The 18,019-nt window shown below is 52.5% G+C and carries 14 protein-coding genes; 4 read left to right on the plus strand and 10 right to left on the minus strand.

Annotated features, from left to right (window positions below):
* Nucleotides 1-19: 19 nt before the first annotated feature.
* The 6 genes from EVJ34_RS04675 to EVJ34_RS04700 all read right to left on the minus strand — a co-directional run bounded on the left by EVJ34_RS04675 (nt 20) and on the right by EVJ34_RS04700 (nt 9,917).
* On the minus strand, nt 20-2,281 hold the full coding sequence (locus EVJ34_RS04675; RefSeq protein ID WP_131484843.1) for an AAA family ATPase: 2,262 nt from the start codon (nt 2,279-2,281) through the stop codon (nt 20-22).
* Nucleotides 2,282-2,338: 57 nt separating this feature from the next.
* A complete protein-coding gene (locus EVJ34_RS04680) occupies nt 2,339-3,022 on the minus strand; it encodes a hypothetical protein (protein ID WP_131484844.1) in 684 nt (227 codons plus the stop codon).
* A gap of 104 nt (nt 3,023-3,126) precedes the next feature.
* Nucleotides 3,127-4,692: a BCCT family transporter gene (locus EVJ34_RS04685; RefSeq protein ID WP_131484845.1), complete on the minus strand. Its 1,566-nt coding sequence runs from the start codon at nt 4,690-4,692 to the stop codon at nt 3,127-3,129.
* 125 nt (nt 4,693-4,817) lie between these two features.
* Nucleotides 4,818-5,306, minus strand: coding sequence for a DUF3939 domain-containing protein (locus EVJ34_RS04690; RefSeq protein ID WP_131484846.1), 489 nt, complete (start codon nt 5,304-5,306; stop codon nt 4,818-4,820).
* 106 nt (nt 5,307-5,412) lie between these two features.
* Nucleotides 5,413-8,127 carry an aconitate hydratase AcnA gene (acnA, locus tag EVJ34_RS04695; protein WP_131484847.1) on the minus strand — a complete coding sequence of 905 codons (2,715 nt, stop codon included), beginning with the start codon at nt 8,125-8,127 and terminating at the stop codon, nt 5,413-5,415.
* Nucleotides 8,128-8,321: 194 nt separating this feature from the next.
* The gene (locus tag EVJ34_RS04700) at nt 8,322-9,917 is read right to left on the minus strand and encodes a peptide chain release factor 3 (protein WP_021067575.1); all 1,596 of its coding nucleotides are present in this window, start codon (nt 9,915-9,917) and stop codon (nt 8,322-8,324) included.
* Between the two features lie 193 nt (nt 9,918-10,110).
* Between EVJ34_RS04700 and EVJ34_RS04705 the strand changes: the two genes are divergently transcribed.
* The 3 genes from EVJ34_RS04705 (at nt 10,111) to EVJ34_RS04715 (ending at nt 12,729) form a co-directional block, all read left to right on the plus strand.
* Complete coding sequence (locus EVJ34_RS04705; protein ID WP_131435242.1) at nt 10,111-10,542, plus strand: DUF2621 domain-containing protein; 432 nt, start codon at nt 10,111-10,113, stop codon at nt 10,540-10,542.
* A 295-nt stretch (nt 10,543-10,837) separates the two neighbouring features.
* Nucleotides 10,838-11,170: a DUF485 domain-containing protein gene (locus EVJ34_RS04710; protein WP_131484848.1), complete on the plus strand. Its 333-nt coding sequence runs from the start codon at nt 10,838-10,840 to the stop codon at nt 11,168-11,170.
* Nucleotides 11,167-12,729 carry a solute symporter family protein gene (locus tag EVJ34_RS04715; protein WP_131484849.1) on the plus strand — a complete coding sequence of 521 codons (1,563 nt, stop codon included), beginning with the start codon at nt 11,167-11,169 and terminating at the stop codon, nt 12,727-12,729. Before EVJ34_RS04710 ends, EVJ34_RS04715 begins: the two co-directional genes overlap by 4 nt.
* A 34-nt stretch (nt 12,730-12,763) precedes the next feature.
* Here the strand turns inward: EVJ34_RS04715 and EVJ34_RS04720 are convergent, their stop codons facing one another.
* Nucleotides 12,764-13,216 (minus strand): CcdC family protein, encoded by a 453-nt coding sequence (locus tag EVJ34_RS04720; protein WP_131435318.1) that lies wholly within the window; start codon nt 13,214-13,216, stop codon nt 12,764-12,766.
* Between the two features lie 20 nt (nt 13,217-13,236).
* The gene (locus tag EVJ34_RS04725; protein WP_131435248.1) at nt 13,237-13,935 is read right to left on the minus strand and encodes a cytochrome c biogenesis CcdA family protein; all 699 of its coding nucleotides are present in this window, start codon (nt 13,933-13,935) and stop codon (nt 13,237-13,239) included.
* A 192-nt stretch (nt 13,936-14,127) separates the two neighbouring features.
* Here EVJ34_RS04725 and EVJ34_RS04730 point away from each other — a divergent pair, with 192 nt between their 5' ends.
* Nucleotides 14,128-14,307, plus strand: a complete 180-nt coding sequence (locus tag EVJ34_RS04730; protein ID WP_131484850.1) for an aspartyl-phosphate phosphatase Spo0E family protein — start codon at nt 14,128-14,130, stop codon at nt 14,305-14,307.
* An 83-nt stretch (nt 14,308-14,390) separates the two neighbouring features.
* Here the strand turns inward: EVJ34_RS04730 and EVJ34_RS04735 are convergent, their stop codons facing one another.
* Nucleotides 14,391-16,154 carry an ABC transporter ATP-binding protein gene (locus EVJ34_RS04735; RefSeq protein ID WP_131484851.1) on the minus strand — a complete coding sequence of 588 codons (1,764 nt, stop codon included), beginning with the start codon at nt 16,152-16,154 and terminating at the stop codon, nt 14,391-14,393.
* Entirely contained in the window at nt 16,144-17,898 is a 1,755-nt protein-coding gene (locus EVJ34_RS04740; protein WP_131485282.1) for an ABC transporter transmembrane domain-containing protein, read from the minus strand. Before EVJ34_RS04740 ends, EVJ34_RS04735 begins: the two co-directional genes overlap by 11 nt.
* Between the last annotated feature and the right edge of the window lie 121 nt (nt 17,899-18,019).

Below are 18,019 nucleotides of genomic sequence, written 5' to 3' on the forward strand. Positions count from 1 at the left end.
CACTTTCAACCCGATTATATTATAACTTAGTCTTAATATCTACTACTAAAATATGATTCAAATCATCGTCTTGTGACGACGCTTCGATTAAGCGATATGATTGTCTCGCGATTGCTTCATCGATCAATGATAGGGCCGTCCGTGCATTCGGACGGTCGATTTCCTTCAGGCGATCGAGGAGCGCTTGACCGACAGCTTCATCACACGTATAGCCGAATTTTGCGGCGTACTTCTTGGCGATATCGACAAGCTGCTCATTCGAGTAGTCCTCAAAGTGGATTGTCCGTTTGATTCGGCTATTGAGCCCCGGGTTTGAGTCGATCAAGCGACGCATCGGTGCCTCATAGCCCGCCATGACGACGACGAGGTTGTCCCCGTGCTTCGGCATCTCGTCGACGAGTGTATCGATTGCCTCTCGTCCGTAATCGTTCGGACCTCCGTTCAGGCTGTATGCCTCGTCAATCAACAGCACGCCGCCGAGTGCATCGCGGATCGCCGCCTTCGTCTTTTGTGCCGTCTGACCGACATATCCGCTGACGAGATCGGCCCGACTGACGACTTTCAAGTGCCCCCGTTTCAAATATCCCGTTTTCTTCAAGAGCTGGGCGTATAGGTGTGCGAACGTCGTCTTGCCGGTCCCACTGTTGCCAACGAGAGCGGCATGGAGTTGGACCGGGGCCGTCTTCAACCCGAGCTCACGTCGCCGCTTTTGAATCGTGACGAGCGCCTCGATTTCGCGCAGTTGACGTTTCGCCTCCTCCATCCCGACCAAATCGTCGAGTGTCGGACCGGACGCATCCTCGGTGGCATCCATATCAAAATCGACTTCTGTCAGGAGCGCCATCTCGTCAAGCGGGGCGTCGGCACCAAATCGCGACCCTTTCTTGAACATGGCGTCGAGCAAAATGTTATGAACCGTCCGCGCGTTTCCGAACGTCGCGTCGACCCGTTCCCGGTCGATGCGCGCAATTAAGGCGCGCTTCGCTTCTACCGTCAGGACATAGTTGTTCTCCGCGGCCACTTTTTCACCGATTGCGACGAGTTCGTCGTCACTATAGTTCGGGAGTTCGTAATGGTTCGATTCCGGGAAGCGGGAACGAAGTCCCGGGTTCGCGAGCAGAAAATGTCGCATCTCTTCCGGATAACCAGCGAGAATCACGACGAACTTGCCGGCATATTCGCCGCTCGTCATCGCGGCGACGAGCGTGTCGATGGCCGCTTGTCCATAGTCACTCCCACTCGCATCTTGTCGTTTCAAGGCATACGCCTCATCGATGAATAAGACACCGCCCTCGGCTTCCTTCACCTTGTTCATGACCTGTTCTTCCGTTTGACCGACGAACGCACCGACGAGACTCGACCGATCCGCCTCGACGACGTCGGGACGGGCGAGCAGACCGAGCTCGAAATAAATCTCGGCCATGAGACGGGCGAGCGTCGTCTTGCCGGTTCCGGGATTGCCGGTGAACACGAGATGGAGTGATGGTTGGTGTTTGGAAGAGAACCCAGCCTTCTCACGCTCTTTCTGGAACAGCAGGAACCGATACCACGCTTTGACACGTTGTTTCACGTCAGACAAACCAATCATCGACTCCAGCGATTCGATCGCACTCGACCGCGTCGTTTCGGTTTGTTCCGGCAACAACTCGATGATTCCGTCGAGTCGTTCCTTGACGAGACCGACCCGTTCGCCGAAGCGATGAAACGCCTCGCGGCTAAAATAGTTTCCTTGCATCGATGCCAAGAGCGAGGCGGTGTCGTCTTCGAGCGCGGCCACTTCTTGCATCGCCTCGATGACGACGATGAACAGGCGTTCGAGTTGGCCTTTGAACTCCGAGTCACGTAAATCGGATTTAGCGCGGTCGATTTCATCATGGAGTTGTTCGAGATGTTCGAGCAATTCGGATGTCTTCGCCTCATATTCGGTCAAAATTTGAACTTTCATCGATGCGTAATCCGTCTCACGCAACTTCGGCCATTCGACATGTAGCTGTTGCTTGTGGCGCCGCAAAAGATCATATAATTGGCTGACACGGAGGGCTGGCGGTAAAGCACCTAGCGACTCTAATTCTTTCACCCAACGATTTAACAGCGGATCGATCGACTGACGGTGTTGTAACCGTCTCGTCGCTAACAGCGTCAATGTGCGTATTAATTCTTGACGATGCCCGGTCGCACGTGACCAGTGGGCGTAAGACAAAAGAGCCGCTTCGTCGACGCGTCCGCCTTCTTCCCAAGCCGTCAAGTCGGTTTGAACTTGCTCCAAGGTGATCTGTTTCATAAAATTCTCCTTTTTAGACGACAAAGGAGCCGACGTCTCAGTCTGCTCCTCGCCGGATTATCGTGATTCAAAAGAAGTCATGCGAATCGAATGGAACAACTTGCCGTTGTTACGCGACTCGGCGGCGAGCAAAATGCGCTCGTTCGCATCGACGTAGTACGTCACCGCTTCTTCATTTTCGTCTTCGCTGAAAATCGTTGGATACTTCTCGACCCACTCCGCTGGGACGGCTTCCGGTGATTCTTTCTTGACGAACGCTTGTGCTGTCCGCCCGATGACATCGACATCACCTTCGCTCGAGCCGAGCGTTCCGTCGTCTAGCCATTTGCGGATCTGTTCGTTCGTCGCACGCGACAAGAACGGGTGCGGGGCGACCGCGCCTGAGCTCGTCTCTTGACTGTTCGTCTCCTCACCTTCGGGATTGAACTCGCGATAGACGGTCCCGTCCCACTCGGCCCGGGCGCCGACGTTCGGCCCGGCCACGACCTCGGACACGAAATGTCCGTCTTCGTCATATGTCACTTTATATTCACGAACTTCTAACGTCTCTCCATCTTCCGGCAACTTTTTCTCTTCATAGCCGATGACCACAGACGTATAGAACGGCTCGGCCCGATTGGTGCGGCCCTCGTCGTCATTCAAATTGGTGACCAAATAAAAGTTATAGGCGAGCAGGGCGCCGACAATGAGGATCCCGGCAAAAATCACCCAACTCAATCGCTTTTTCACTTGTTGTTTCATAGAATGCCCTCCCAATCTTCTTCACTTACTATCCTACACTAGCGAGAGGGTCCTGCAAAACATTAACCACTAAAAAGAGGCCTCCGTATGGAGACCCCTTCGACTTATCCGAGTTTATCTTCTTCGTCTTTATATGCTTCAATCCATTTGTCCCGCTCGTCCGGTTCGTCGGCCAAATCCTTGAACAAGGCGACGATCATCAGAATCAAGACAAAGATGAATGGGAAGGCAACGAGGATGGCGACCGCTTGCAGTGCCCCAAGTCCTCCTGCATACAACAAGACGGCTGCGATTGAAGATTGGATGAAGCCCCAAATCAACTTGATGCGCATTGGCGGGATTAGCTTCCCGTTCGTCGTCAGCATGCCGAGCACGTAAGTGGCCGAATCTGCCGACGTGATGAAGAACGTCGAGATCAAGAAGATGGCGACGATACTGAGCACCGTCCCGAATCCACCGAACGTCTCGAACAAGGCGAACAATCCGACTTCTGTCCCAATCTCGTTGACCTGGTCAATCAATGATGCACCTCCGAACAAGTCAGCCCAGATGGCCGATCCGCCGAAGACAGAGAACCAAAGCAGACCGAATGACGTCGGTACGAGCAGGATCCCGATGATGAACTCACGAATCGTACGTCCTTTTGAGACGCGGGCGATGAACGTCCCGACGAATGGTGACCATGAGATCCACCATGCCCAATAGAAGATCGTCCAACCGTTGATCCATTCCCGTTCGACCGGCTCAAGGGCAGCGGTACGGAAACTCATCGAAGGCAACTGTTGCAAGTATGTTCCGATCGTCTGTGTGAACAAATCGAGAATGAACGCGCTCGGCCCAGCAATGAGCGTCGCCACGAGCAGCACGATAGCGAGGAAGATGTTCGTGTTGCTCAAGATCCGAATCCCTTTCTCGAGACCCGTCGAGGCGCTAATCATATAGAGCACCGTCACGACGGCGATAATGATAAATTGCGTCGAGAACGCGTTCGGAACGCCTGGAATTAAATAATGCAATCCGCCCGCGATTTGTTGGGCCCCGAAGCCGAGCGAGGTCGCAACACCGAAAGCGGTCGCGATGACTGCTAAAATATCGACCGTCTGTTTGACAGGGCGTTCGTAGCGGTCATTGACAATCGACCCGATCGTCTCACCGATTGTCGCCGGACGACCTTTTCGGAACGTCGAATAGGCAATGGCGAGCGCGATCATCGCATAAATCGCCCACGGGTGGAAGCCCCAATGGAAGAATGAGTAACGCATCGCGGTGCGCGCATCGCCTTCTGCCGTCGGCGATTCGAATGGCGGCGCATGGAAGTGCGACAATGGTTCTGCTGCCCCCCAGAAGATGAGGCCGATGCCCATTCCGGCACTGAACAACATGGCGAACCATGTCAAATAGCTGAATTCTGGTCGGTCCGTATCTTTCCCGAGTCGAATCGAGCCGAATCTTGAAAAAATTAAAAAGACGGCGACGAGTAATATTCCGGTCGCACTGAGCAAATAGAACCAACCCATCCCGTTCGAGAGCCACCCTTGTAACTTCGTCGTCACGTTCAAGAGGCTCGCATTGCCAAGGAGGCTCTCAGGGAAGACACCCCAAATTGTGAACAAGACCGTGATAATGGCTGAAACGAGGAAAACGGTCGTCACTTGGCTTTTTCTTTCCATAATCTCACTCCTATTTAATTTTCTATTTTCATATACGTTTTCCACCGTAACATAGTTTATAAACCCGACTCAACCCCTTGGCGTGCAAACTAGGCGATGACAAAAAGAGTGACGGTCCGGTTTCGTCACTCTTGCGGCTTCGGTTCTAACGAGACGATCAACGTCTCGTCCACGACGTAATACGGCCGTTTCGGCAATACTTTTAAATAGCCGCCCTCGCGTAATCGTGTCAAATCAAGCTGTAGCGTCTGTTGGAATTTACGGAGCGGTAATTTTTTTTCTTGCTCAAAATATAAATCGAGCGCCCGTTGGACTTGATCCATCTCATAGACGACTTCCCGTTCAGCCTCAGGGACGATATGAAACGTCTCTTTCGACATATAAAATCGTTGCCTCGGCTTACCGGGTAAATGCTTCTTCAATCGAACAAGGTCGATTTCCTGGGCCTCATCGAGGAGTACCGTCCGATTGACCCCTTTCGGTAACGTCTGTTCATACTCATGAATCGCTTCCCGTAACTGAGGAAGCGTGAGATCGATGTCTTCTTCCGGCACTTCCTCTTTTTGCGTCAACCGTTGCCACCAATTCTTGCCTGATTTCGTTTGTCGCTCCATACACTCCCCCCTCTCCCCATTCTCTTCCCGATATTATGCACCGTCTCACCTTATATTCGCACATTCACAAAAAAACCTTCCTTTTTTCAAAGGAAGGTCAGTCGGTTTACTTCAATTTGTTACGGAGGACCATCTGCAAGATTCCACCATGACGGTAGTAATCGATCTCGACTTCTGAATCGAAGCGAGCGACGACCTTGAACTCGGTCACCGTACCGTTCTCATGAGTCGCTTTGACGTTCAGGATATCACGTGGGCGGACTGACTCGTCGACTTGGATATCGATTGCTTCTTCGCCTGTGAGCCCGAGTGAGTCGGCTGACTCCCCGTCCATGAACTGGAGTGGCAAGACGCCCATCATGACGAGGTTCGAGCGGTGAATCCGTTCGAAGCTCTGTGCGATGACGGCACGGATGCCGAGCAAGTTCGTTCCTTTGGCTGCCCAGTCACGTGACGAGCCCATGCCGTAGTCGTTTCCAGCGAAGACGACGAGGCCTGTGCCTTGCTCTTTGTACTTCATGGCCGCATCGTACATCGGCATGATCTCGCCCGTCGGCCAGTACGTCGTGAAGCCGCCTTCAGTACCTGGCGCGACTTGGTTACGGATCCGGATGTTCGCGAACGTACCACGCATCATGACTTCGTGGTTCCCACGGCGTGAGCCATACGAGTTGAAGTCGAGCGGTGCGACACCTTTCGATTGAAGATATTGGCCGGCTGGTGTCGTTTTCGAGAACGCTCCGGCTGGTGAGATGTGATCGGTCGTGACCGAATCAGCAAATTTCCCGATGACGCGGAGTCCGTTCAACGCATGCACTTCTCCTGCTTCCGGCTCGAGGTTTTCGAAGAACGGCGGGTTTTGGATATACGTCGAGTCGTCCGAGAAGTCATACAAGTTGCCTTCTGGGACGTCAAGCGCGTTCCAACGTTCATTGCCCGTGAACACCGTATCGTACTCTTTGCGGAATGCTTCCGGTGAGACGACGTCTTGAACGACCATCTTGATCTCATCGTTTGATGGCCAGATGTCTTTGAAGAAGACTTCGTTGCCATCTTTGTCAGTTCCGAACGACTCGTTCATGATGTCGAAGTTGACCGATCCGGCGAGCGCGTACGCGACGACGAGTGGCGGTGAAGCCAAGAAGTTCGCTTTGACGAGCGGGTGAACGCGACCTTCGAAGTTACGGTTCCCCGAGAGGACCGATGAGACGAGCAAATCGTTCGATGTGATCGCTTCTTCGACTTCGCGGTCGAGTGGACCCGAGTTTCCGATACATGTCGTACATCCGTAACCGACGGTGTTGAAACCGAGTTGGTCGAGGTACGGCGTGAGACCGGCTTTGTCGAGGTAGTCGGTTACGACTTTCGAGCCCGGTGCGAGCGACGTCTTCACGAATTTTGGAACCGTGAGACCGCGCTCGACGGCTTTCTTCGCTACGAGACCTGCTCCGACCATGACGTACGGGTTCGATGTGTTCGTACAGCTTGTGATGGCTGCAATCGCCACGTCACCCGTGCGCATGTCGACAGCGCCGTCTGTGTAGTTGATAGCTGCCTTCTTCTCAAACTCGGCACGATCGAGACCGAAGCCGCTGTGTCCGGCTGGTGCCGTCACGCTATCGACGAAAGCTGACTGAAGATCTGATAAGTTGATTCGGTCTTGTGGACGTTTCGGTCCAGCAAGCGACGGTTGTACTTTCGACAAGTCGAGCGTGAGCGTCTTCGTGAACGACGGGTCCGCTTGATCCGGTGTATAGAACAAGTCGTTCGCTTTCGAATACGCTTCGACGAGGTCGATCAATTCTTCTGGGCGACCTGTCGTGCGCATGTAGTTGAGCGTTTCCGTATCGACTGGGAAGAAACCGCACGTCGCGCCATATTCCGGCGCCATGTTGGCAATCGTTGCCCGGTCCGAGAGCGGCATCGTGTGAAGCGATGGACCGAAGAACTCGACGAACTTGCCGACGACTTTCTCGTTACGAAGCATCTCTGTGACGACGAGCGCGACGTCTGTCGCCGTGACACCCGGATTGACTTCACCGATGATTTTGACGCCGACGACGTCTGGTACCGGGAAGTAAGACGGTTGTCCGAGCATGCTCGCCTCGGCTTCGATTCCACCGACACCCCATCCGAGGACGCCGAGACCGTTGATCATCGTCGTGTGCGAGTCCGTTCCGACGAGTGAATCCGGATACACAATGTTGCCCGTTCCATCATTTTTTTCGAGTACGACTGACGCCAAGTACTCCAAGTTGACTTGGTGGACGATCCCTGTCGCTGGCGGTACGGCACGATAGTTATCGAACGCCGTCTGCGCCCAGCGTAAGAACTTGTAACGCTCTTCGTTGCGCTCGAACTCGATGTCCATGTTTTTCATGAGTGCGCCGGCAAAACCGTATGCATCGACTTGGACCGAGTGGTCGACGACGAGGTCAACCGGGATTTCCGGGTTGATCTTGTTCGGGTCTCCACCAAGGTCAGCCATCGCCTTGCGAAGTGAGGCGAGGTCAACGACCGTCGGCACACCCGTAAAGTCCTGAAGGACGACACGAGCCGGTTTGAACGGAACATCGATGTCTTTCGAGACTTCGGCAGTACCCCATTTAGCCAAGTTCTCGACGTGTTCTTTCGTGATGGCGCGGCCATCCTGTTGGCGAAGCACCGATTCGAGCAATACGCGAATCGAGTACGGAAGTCGACTAAGTTCCGTCACCCCTTCTTCTTCAAGCTTTTTAAGCCGGTAATAATCGTACGCTTGTCCATTGACCTCGAACTGCGTCCGAGATTTGAAAGCGTCTAATACGTTCGTCTGTTCCATACGATATCCCCCTTTTTGAAAGCGGCGACTTCAGCACGTGCCGTAATCGCTTACTTATCACATGTTTATCATAATACAACTATAGCGTGACGTAAAATACATTCCGTCACAAATTAGTCATAAGTAAAACTTATCAAATACAACCAAGTCACCGAAATTAAAAAAGACGACTCTATGAAAGAGCCGTCCATTTATTATTCTGCGCCAATCTCGACGTTGACGTCGAGGGCGTCGACGAGTGTGAGCTCATCTTCATACCGTTCTTTGAAGCGGTCGAACGTGAACTCGTTGGCGAACAAGAACACGGGGCGCTCCCAACGATCCGTCACGAGCATGTTGCGTGAGTCCTGGAACGGTTTGAGCGCCTTCAGTTCTTTGTCCTTCACCCAGCGTGCGACGCTGTACGAGACCGGCTCCATGCGGATGTCAACGCCGTATTCGTTGTTCAAGCGATACTCGAACACTTCGAATTGGAGTTGACCGACCGCACCGAGATAAATCTCGTTGTATTCGTTGCGATATACTTGAATCGCTCCCTCTTGGGCGAGCTGCTCCACACCTTTGTGGAAATGCTTCGACTTGAGCGAGTTGATCGGCGAGACGCGCATGAACAGCTCCGGCGGGAACGTCGGCAACGCCTCGAACGCGATTTTCTGTTTCGAAGTTGTGATCGTGTCGCCGATTTGGTACGTCCCCGAATCGTAAATTCCGATCACGTCCCCAGCGAACGCCTGATCGACCGTCTCCCGGTCGTTGGCCATGAGTTGCGTCGATTGACTCAACTTGATTTTTTTCCCTGTCCGCGTGAGCGTGACATCCATACCGCGCTCGAACACGCCCGAACAGATGCGGACGAAGGCGATACGGTCACGGTGGGCCGGGTTCATGTTCGCTTGAATCTTGAAGACGAAACCGCTGAACTCTTCTGACGTCGGGTCGATCGGACCGACGTTCGACTTACGGGCCTCAGGGGCCGGTGACATGGCGAGATAGTGATTCAAGAACGATGTCACACCGAAGTCGACGAGGGCTGTCCCGAAAAAGACCGGTGTCAATTTCCCGTGCTGAATCGCATCGACTTCGATTTCATTGCCGGCACCATCGAGCAAATCGATTTCATCTCGAAGGTTCGTCAAGTTCTCTTCCGTCAAATAGTCGGCGAGAATCGGGTCATTGACGCCGTCCTCGTTCAACGTGAGCGTCGATTTCTCGCCGCGGAACAAGTGAACTTCGTTCTTCAGGCGGTCGTACACCCCTTCGAACTGCATCCCGCTCCCGATCGGCCATGTGACGGCGACCGAAGGCATACCGAGCACTTCTTCGAGCTCTTCCATGAGTTCGAGCGGGTCTCTCGCTTGGCGGTCCAGTTTGTTCATGAACGTGAAGATTGGAATCCCCCGCATCCGACAGACTTGGAACAATTTCTTCGTCTGCGTCTCAATCCCTTTGGCCGCATCGATGACCATGACGGCACTATCGACCGACGTCAAGACGCGGTACGTGTCTTCCCCGAAATCGTTGTGTCCTGGTGTATCCATGATTGAGACGACTTTGTCTTGATAGACGAATTGCATGACCGACGAGGTGACCGAGATTCCACGCTGTTTCTCGATCTCCATCCAGTCTGACTTGGCATGCTTGGAATTTTTGCGGGCTTTGACCGTCCCCGCCTCACGGATGGCGCCCCCGTGAAGGAGCAACTTCTCCGTCAGCGTCGTCTTACCGGCATCCGGGTGCGAGATGATGCCGAATATCCGACGCTTCTCAACTTCTTGTTTTAATTGATTCATGTATGGCTCTTTCCTTTCTGAACATTACGATTTACACTGGCTCTTGCTCATTGCAACGCTATCTATTCTAACGAAGCCAGCCCGTTTCGTCCATCTTTATAGTAAGGGATGAATAGCTGTAGCTTTTGTATCGCTCATCTTTTTTGTATACTTAGCTTGAATGATCGTGAAATGACAGAACGGGGGAAAGACGATGCCAGAAAACTTGGTGATGTATTTCATTGTCTTCTGGGGATTCGTAATGATCGGGTTGATGTCGATCGGCGGCTACTTCATGTTCCGCAAATTTCTAAAACGAATGCCGAAAGAAGACGGGCGCTCACTCCTTGATATCGAGGATGATTACATCGACAAGACACGCCACTTATGGACACCGGAGACGCGTACGTTGCTCGATCGTCTCGTCACACCGGTACCGGAGCTGTTCCGCGACGTCGCCATTCGAAAGATTGCGGGCAAAATCGGACAGTTCGCCCTCGAAACGCGGGCCCGTGAAATGACGACCGAGCTCGTCGTCAAAGGCTATATCGCCGCGACACCGAAGCGAGACCATAAGTTTTTAAAAAAGGCGCTTGAAGAAGAACAGATTGACTGGAAAGTGTATCAACATTATTTTCAACAATGATGAAGCGAGATGTCGGCCTAGGGCTAGGCATCTTTTTTCGATTTCAAACAAACCAATTAAGTCATACGAATCGGAAATTGTGACATATGACTAATAGGTCTAAAGAACCTTTTTTTCACTCTTTTACTATCTTGAAATACAGTTCACAATATAGACAATATTGAAAACGCTTACAATAAATTGGTATGACCAATATTAGTATAATGCTTTTGTATTTCCGTAATAAAAATGGATAGCTTTTCCTTAATTTACATTTCTATAATATACCTATCTTGATTCCCAAGGAGGTTTTCCGATGCATGATGTCACGCACGTCACGCGCACTGACAGCACTCGCTCCGCCGAAACAATCGTTGAGAGCCCATCGTTCCACAAGTTGATGCAAGAAAAGAATCGGTTCATTGTTCCATCCATCATTTTCTCCCTCATTTTCTATTTTACGTTACCGATTTCTACGAGCTATTTCACGTTCTTGAACATTCCAGTCGCCGGGGATATCACATGGGCTTGGGTACTCGCCTTCGCCCAATTCTTCATGACTTGGACGTTTTGTGTCATGTATAGTCGCCGGGCACGCCGGTTCGATGAACTTGTCACAGCAATCAAACAAGAGGAGGACGGACGATGAACTGGACCGCCATCCTTCTATTTCTCGCAATTGTCGGACTGACGCTCGTCATCACATTTTTCGCCGCCCGCAAGACAAAAACCGCAAGCGATTTTTATACGGCTGATGGGGGCTTGACCGGATTCCAAAATGGTCTTGCCATCGCCGGAGATTACATGTCGGCCGCTTCATTTCTCGGAATCGCCGGAATGATCGCCCTCGCCGGATTCGATGGTTTTTTCTACTCGATCGGTTTCCTCGTAGCTTATCTCGTCGTGCTTTACCTTGTCGCTGAACCGCTCCGAAACCTCGGCAAGTATACGATGGCCGATATGATCGCGGCACGTTTTAATAAACCACGTGTCCGCGGTGTCGCGGCTATGAACGCAATCGTTATCTCAATCTTTTATATGATCGCCCAGCTCGTCGGTGCGGGTGCGCTCATCGAGCTATTGCTAGGTATCCCATACACGACGAGTGTCATCGTCGTTGGCATCTTGATGACCGTGTACGTCGTTTTCGGTGGGATGACCGCGACGTCATGGGTCCAAATCACAAAAGCTGTCTTATTGATGATCGGGACTGCCATCATCTCATTCCTCGTGTTCGCCCGCTTTGACTTCTCCGTCTTCACCATGTTTTCCGAGGTCAGCAAGGCGACTCCGCTCGGGGAAAGCTTCTTGAACCCGGGCAACAAGTTCAAGCTGCCGCTCGATACGATCTCGCTCAATTTGGCGCTCGTCCTCGGGACAGCCGGTCTGCCTCACATCCTCATCCGTTTCTTCACCGTCAAAGATGCGCCGACGGCACGTCAATCCGTCGTCTATGCGACATGGGTCATCGGTGCGTTCTACATCTTGACGATTTTCCTTGGTTTCGGAGCGGCCGCATTCGTCGGCTCGGACGCCATCATCGCGGCTAACCCGGCCGGAAACATGGCCGCACCACTCTTGGCCCAAGTGCTCGGCGGTGACTTGTTGTTCGCCTTTGTCGCGGCCATCGCGTTCGCCACGATCCTTGCCGTCGTCGCCGGGCTCGTCCTATCGGCTGCCTCTGCGTTCGCCCATGATTTTTATGGCCACATCGTCCGTAAAGGAGAAGCGACAGAGACAGAACAGGTCACGGCGGCCCGGATCGCTTCGATCGCTGTCGCCCTCGTTTCGATGGGACTCGCCTTCTTCGCTCAATCGATGAACGTCGCTTTCCTCGTCTCGCTCGCTTTCGCCGTGGCCGCCAGTGCCAACTTGCCGGTCATCTTGTTCACGATTTATTGGAGACGGTTCAACACCGGAGGAGCCGTGTTCGGCATGATTGTCGGCTTGTTCTCGTCACTCTTCCTCGTCGCCATCAGTCCGAACGTGTGGGCACCAGACGGTTCGGCCATCTTCATCGGCGAGGCGCTATTCCCGCTCACGAACCCGGGTATCGTCTCAATCCCGCTCGGTTTCCTGGCTGCCATCGTCGGGACATATATGACAAAGTCGGACGAGGTCGCTGGAAACTTCGAACGGATCCTCGTCAAAGCGAACACTGGAATCGATGCGAAGACTGAAGCTGCGATGACGAAAAAAACTTCGTAATCGATAAAACGGCGTCCCTCGTGAGGGACGCCGTTCATGTTGAAGCAATCTGTTTATACTTTTGGTACATGGCGATCCGCCAAGGGACGATCATTCCCCAAGCAATCAAATAGAACAACCCGCCTGTCGCAAAGATATTGACCTCGTCCCCGATAAACGCCTTCATGACCGTCCGGATCGCCAACAAGACGAAGACGACGATAAAGAACGCTTTCGAACGGGATAAGTATACCTCACCATCACGTTTCTCGAAATTCGATGTCTTAATAAGAAAGACGCTGAAAATCAATCCGACGATGAGCGCCTCTCCGACCTCGAGCCAAGTCAGTCGAAACGCCGGGACGAGAAATTGCAACATTCCGGTCGACATCGCTAAAGGCGGAATCAAAATCTTTTTCGCATTCGTCGGTCGTGCTGACGCTTTGACGCGAACGAAGCTCGCAATCAGCCCCATCATCAGTGCGACGAGGGTCGATCCCCAAAATATCGACATGTGGTCAACCCCTTTTAAAATCCGGTGAATCCTACTAATTCGCTCATCCAAGCAGCGAAACGATTCATGCCATCAAAATATAATACGACGCCGAAGGCCATCATCAAATAACCTCCGAATTTTGCCACCTTGGCACTGTTGCGCGCCAAATACTTAATCTTCCCGACAAAGCTCGCCATGATGAGGAACGGGATGGCGAAGCCGATGACGTACGCCAACATATAGCCCATTCCCTGACTCGGGTTTGATGCCGCGAGCGCGATGACACCGGCAAGAATCGGTCCGGTACACGGGGTCCAACCCGCCGCGAATCCAATTCCGATCAATACCGTTCCAAAGTAGCCGCTTTTACGCTCCCCTAAAGCGAGCTTCTTCTCACGCATCATGAAACTTGGTTGCCAAAGTCCCGCTAAAAAGACACCAAACACGAAGATGAGAATCGCGCCGAACATGCGCAAACTATCCTTGTATTGAATGAACACATCGGCGATTAGCGAGGTCGACAGACCAAGCACAAGAAAGACGATTGAGAAACCAAAAAGGAATGAGAACGTGTGAAACCATGCCGTGCGCTGCCGCAGTCCCTCACTCTTCAAATCAGAGACTGAGACTCCAGTAATATACGATAAAAAGACAGGATATAACGGTAGCGTGCACGGGGATAAAAATGATAAGACGCCCGCCCCAAATGCGAGCCAGAGTGTGACTTCCATGCGATCTTCCACCTTTCAGCCCCATTATAGCGAAAACCTTTTCAAAATGCTCGCATCTTTTTCTTCGTCTCTCCCGTAATCGAATTTGTAATCTTTGAAATGGAAATGAAACTTGTAAACAGTAGTGCTAGATGCTAAGATTTGGATATTCTTATTAGTCAGTATTGATCTTACAATGATGGGGGAAACACCGTGGCGGTCATCACAGCTGAAAACTTACATTATGCCATTGAACAAAAACGCGATGAACTGTATGAAATCGCCTCACAGCACAGTTGGACGTCTCCCGAAGTGATTCATGTCAGCCAAGAGTTAGATAAGCTGATCACATGTCACGTCCTGGCTATCCACGCTTCAGACCACTTAAATTAATGACATCGAACAGCTCGCCCTTCTTTGAAGTGGCGGGCTTTTTCCATGGAAAAAAGACACCTTGACGGTGTCTTTTTTGTAATTTATGACATCAGACGTTGACCAGATTGAAGTTCGTACATCTTTTTGTACAGCCCATCCTGTTTTAAAAGCGTCTGATGGTTACCTCGTTCGACGATTTCACCCCGATGGAGGACGAGAATCAAGTCGGCATCTTGAATCGTCGACAGACGGTGCGCGATGGCAATCGTCGTCCGTCCCCGTCTCATCCGATCAAGGGCGAGCTGGACGCGCTCCTCGGTCTCGGTATCAATCGAACTCGTCGCCTCATCCAAAATCAAAATCTTTGGATCACGGGCGACCGTCCGGGCGAAGGCGAGAAGTTGCCGTTCTCCACTCGAGAATGTCGCGCCGCGCTCACCGACCGTATGTCCGTAACCTGCCTCAAGCTTCTCGACGAACGTATGGGCCTGCACGAACTCAGCCGCTTCCCGGACTTTGTCCGAGTCAATCGTCGGGTTGAACAGTTTCAGGTTGTCCTCGATCGTCCCTGTGAACAAAAATGGATCTTGGAGCACAAGCCCGACTTTAGCTCGGAGTTCGGCTTCTTCAAACTGTTCGATCGGATACCCGTCAATCGTGATTTGGCCTGATTGATACGGATAGAACCGGGTCAACAGGTTGATGATCGAACTCTTTCCGCTACCCGTGTGACCGACGAGGGCAACCGTCTCACCTGGTTTGGCGACGAATGAGATCCGTTTCAATACATCGACTTCCCCATCGTAGCTGAACGTGACGTTCTCGAACCGGACTTCCCCGGAGCCAATCTTAGCCGTTCCATCGAGACTTTTCCCTGGGGCCGGTTCGTCCGTGTCCAAAATTTTGAAGACACGGTCCGCAGAAACGACCGCCTGTTGAAACTCGCTCAAGCGTTGCATGATGTCGAGTACCGGACGGAAGATGCGCTCGATGTAGCTGATGAAGGCATAGACGACCCCGACCTGCACTTGCTCGGTCGTCGACAGGACACCGTAATAGCCGAGCAGCCCGATGATGGAGAAGGCGAGTAACAGCTCGATGATGGGCCGAAGCAACATACTGTCAAGCTTCAAGTTCCGATATCGGGCCTCTTGGTGGGCCTCATTCATCTTCTCGAACTGGCGAACGAGCCGTTCTTCTTGTCGAAACTGTTGAACGATTCCCATCCCGTTAATCGACTCGTTCAATTGGCCGTTCAATTGTGACAACAGATCACGCACTTGAGCGAAATATTTCGTCGAATAGCGGCGATACGCCCAAATGATGAGCCAGAACAGTGGGACGAGGACGAGTCCCATCGTCGCGAGCGTCGGTTCGAGAATGTAGAGGAAAACATACGTGCCAAGCAGTTGGACGGCAGACTGGACGAACGTACTCATCACCCCGACGTACAGTTCCTTAACGGCCTCGGTATCGTTCGTGATCCGAGAGACGAGCACGCCCGCCGGAGTCCGGTCGAAGTAGGCGAGCCGCATCCCCATGACGTGGCGGAAAATATCCATCCGGATGTTTTGCACGATTTTCAAGGCAATCTTTTGAAATGAGATCGACTGCAAGTAGTCGAAGATGATCGCCGAGACATGGAGAACGAGATAAACGACGAGCAGCGTGACAACCCAGTTCGTCGGATAGACGCCAGGCGTCACGAACTCATCGATGAACACTTTAATTAAAAATGGTCCGGCGAGCTTTGCGCCGGTGGCGAGCAACAAGAACACGAACGCGACACCGAGCGGACGTGCATAGCGATTCGTGTATGCCAACAAGCGTTTGATGACCGCCCATTCCTGAACATCATGCTTCATGGTGGCCACCTCCTTCTACAATCGCCTCAAGCTGCTGGCGATCATACGTGTCTTTGTACCAACCGGGCTTGCGAATCAAGTCCTGATGACGTCCGCGTTGGATAATTCGACCGTCCTCAAGGACGAGAATCTCATCGGCATGCTCGACGGCGGACAGCCGGTGCGCCACGATCAAGCGAGACTGGTCAGGATTACCGGTCCGGAAATGCTCGATGATCGCCTCCTCCGTCTTCGCATCGACGGCCGAGAGGGCGTCGTCTAGAATCAATACATCCGCTTCAATCATGAGGGCACGCGCAATCGAGATCCGTTGCTTCTGACCACCTGACAGCGTCACACCTCGTTCCCCGACGAGTGTGGCATACCCTTCCGGTAGCCTCATGATGTCATCATGAACCTCGGCGATTTTCGCCGCTTCCATCACCTCATCAAGTTTAGCTTCTGGTTTGCCGAACGCGATATTGTTCGCGATCGAATCGCTAAACAAAAAGTGATCTTGAGGGACGACGGCAACCTTATCGAGCAAGAGTGATTTTTTCACTTGGCGAATGTTGACGCCGCCGATTTTGATTGTGCCATCATGGACGTCATACTCTCGTGTCAACAAGCGTACAATCGTCGTTTTACCGGAACCGGTACGGCCGACGAGACCGAGTGTACGGCCGCGTTCAAGGCGGAACGAGACGTCTTGTAGGACAGGCATCTCGTCATAGCGGAACGCACGGATATCCGCTTCGATTTCTGAATGTGCGAGCTTCGTCGCTGCCATCGGGTCATCTTGAATCTCGGGCTTGACGGCGAGCATCCGCTCGATGCGGTCATAAGACGCCCGGCCCCGTTCGACGATATTGAACAACCAGCCGAAAGCGAGCATCGGCCATGTGAGCAGACCGAGATAGGCAGTGAAACTGACGATTTGTCCGATGGTCAGCTCCCCTTGTTCAATCAAATACGCACCGTAGCCAATCGACAAGATATACGAGAGGCCGACAATCCCGAAGATGGTCGGGTCGTACAAAGCGTCGATTTTTGCGACACGGACGTTTTTCGCCATGACTTCGTCGGATAGCTTTTCGAACGAGTCGACGTCGCGGCCGACTTCCCCGGTCGACTTCAATACCCGAACACCGCTGACGCTCTCTTGAACTTTGTCGTTCAGTTCGGAGAACGCCGCCTGAGCGACTCCGAACCGACTATGTAACAGTTTTCCGTATCGCGTTGTCAACGCGACCATGATCGGGAGGGGCAATAATGCGACGACCGTCAACTTCCAACTGATTGTCGTCACCATCGTGATGATAACGAACGTCCCCATGGTGATGCTGTCGACGAGTGTCAAAATCCCAGCCCCTGCCGTCGTCGAGACGGCCTGGACATCATTCGTCGCGTGTGCCATCAAATCTCCAACGCGCGACCTCTTATAAAAACGTTGGTCTAAGTCGGTGAAATGTCGATAAAGCTGACTCCGTAACATCCGACCGAGCCGAATCGAAGCCCCGAAGATGAAGTATCGCCAGAAGAAACGGGCCACGTAGTTCCCGATCCCCACGGCCGCGAGCCCGCCGAGCAACATCCATAATAAATCGGTTCCAAGCGTTCCCCGGTTGATCTCATCGACGATTCGGCCGATGATGCGCGGCGGTATGAGTTCGAGCGCCGCAACGAACATGAGCAAGACGATGCCGAGCGCATACGTCCTCCACTCGAGCTTGAAGAACCAAGCCAGTTGTTTGAATACACGAATTGGAAACACCCCCTATGTTGTCTTGAATTCAGACTATTCTATTAGAGTAGCGAAAGTTTGTTCGATTGTCTAACAAAAATTGGATACAAAAAGCACTTTGCGGGCGCAAAGTGCTTCGGTC

It is taken from the genome of Exiguobacterium sp. SL-9 (genome assembly GCF_004336985.1).
In the GTDB taxonomy this organism is placed as follows: domain Bacteria; phylum Bacillota; class Bacilli; order Exiguobacteriales; family Exiguobacteriaceae; genus Exiguobacterium.

Coding starts and splice junctions, on each gene's coding strand:
- EVJ34_RS04690 (WP_131484846.1), bottom strand. CDS start 5,306: ATGGAGCGACAAACGAAATCAGGCAAGAATTGGTGGCAACGGTTGACG.
- EVJ34_RS04725 (WP_131435248.1), bottom strand. CDS start 13,935: ATGGAAGTCACACTCTGGCTCGCATTTGGGGCGGGCGTCTTATCATTT.
- EVJ34_RS04685 (WP_131484845.1), bottom strand. CDS start 4,692: ATGGAAAGAAAAAGCCAAGTGACGACCGTTTTCCTCGTTTCAGCCATT.
- EVJ34_RS04705 (WP_131435242.1), top strand. CDS start 10,111: ATGCCAGAAAACTTGGTGATGTATTTCATTGTCTTCTGGGGATTCGTA.
- EVJ34_RS04700 (WP_021067575.1), bottom strand. CDS start 9,917: ATGAATCAATTAAAACAAGAAGTTGAGAAGCGTCGGATATTCGGCATC.
- acnA (WP_131484847.1), bottom strand. CDS start 8,127: ATGGAACAGACGAACGTATTAGACGCTTTCAAATCTCGGACGCAGTTC.
- EVJ34_RS04715 (WP_131484849.1), top strand. CDS start 11,167: ATGAACTGGACCGCCATCCTTCTATTTCTCGCAATTGTCGGACTGACG.
- EVJ34_RS04710 (WP_131484848.1), top strand. CDS start 10,838: ATGCATGATGTCACGCACGTCACGCGCACTGACAGCACTCGCTCCGCC.
- EVJ34_RS04735 (WP_131484851.1), bottom strand. CDS start 16,154: ATGAAGCATGATGTTCAGGAATGGGCGGTCATCAAACGCTTGTTGGCA.
- EVJ34_RS04675 (WP_131484843.1), bottom strand. CDS start 2,281: ATGAAACAGATCACCTTGGAGCAAGTTCAAACCGACTTGACGGCTTGG.
- EVJ34_RS04680 (WP_131484844.1), bottom strand. CDS start 3,022: ATGAAACAACAAGTGAAAAAGCGATTGAGTTGGGTGATTTTTGCCGGG.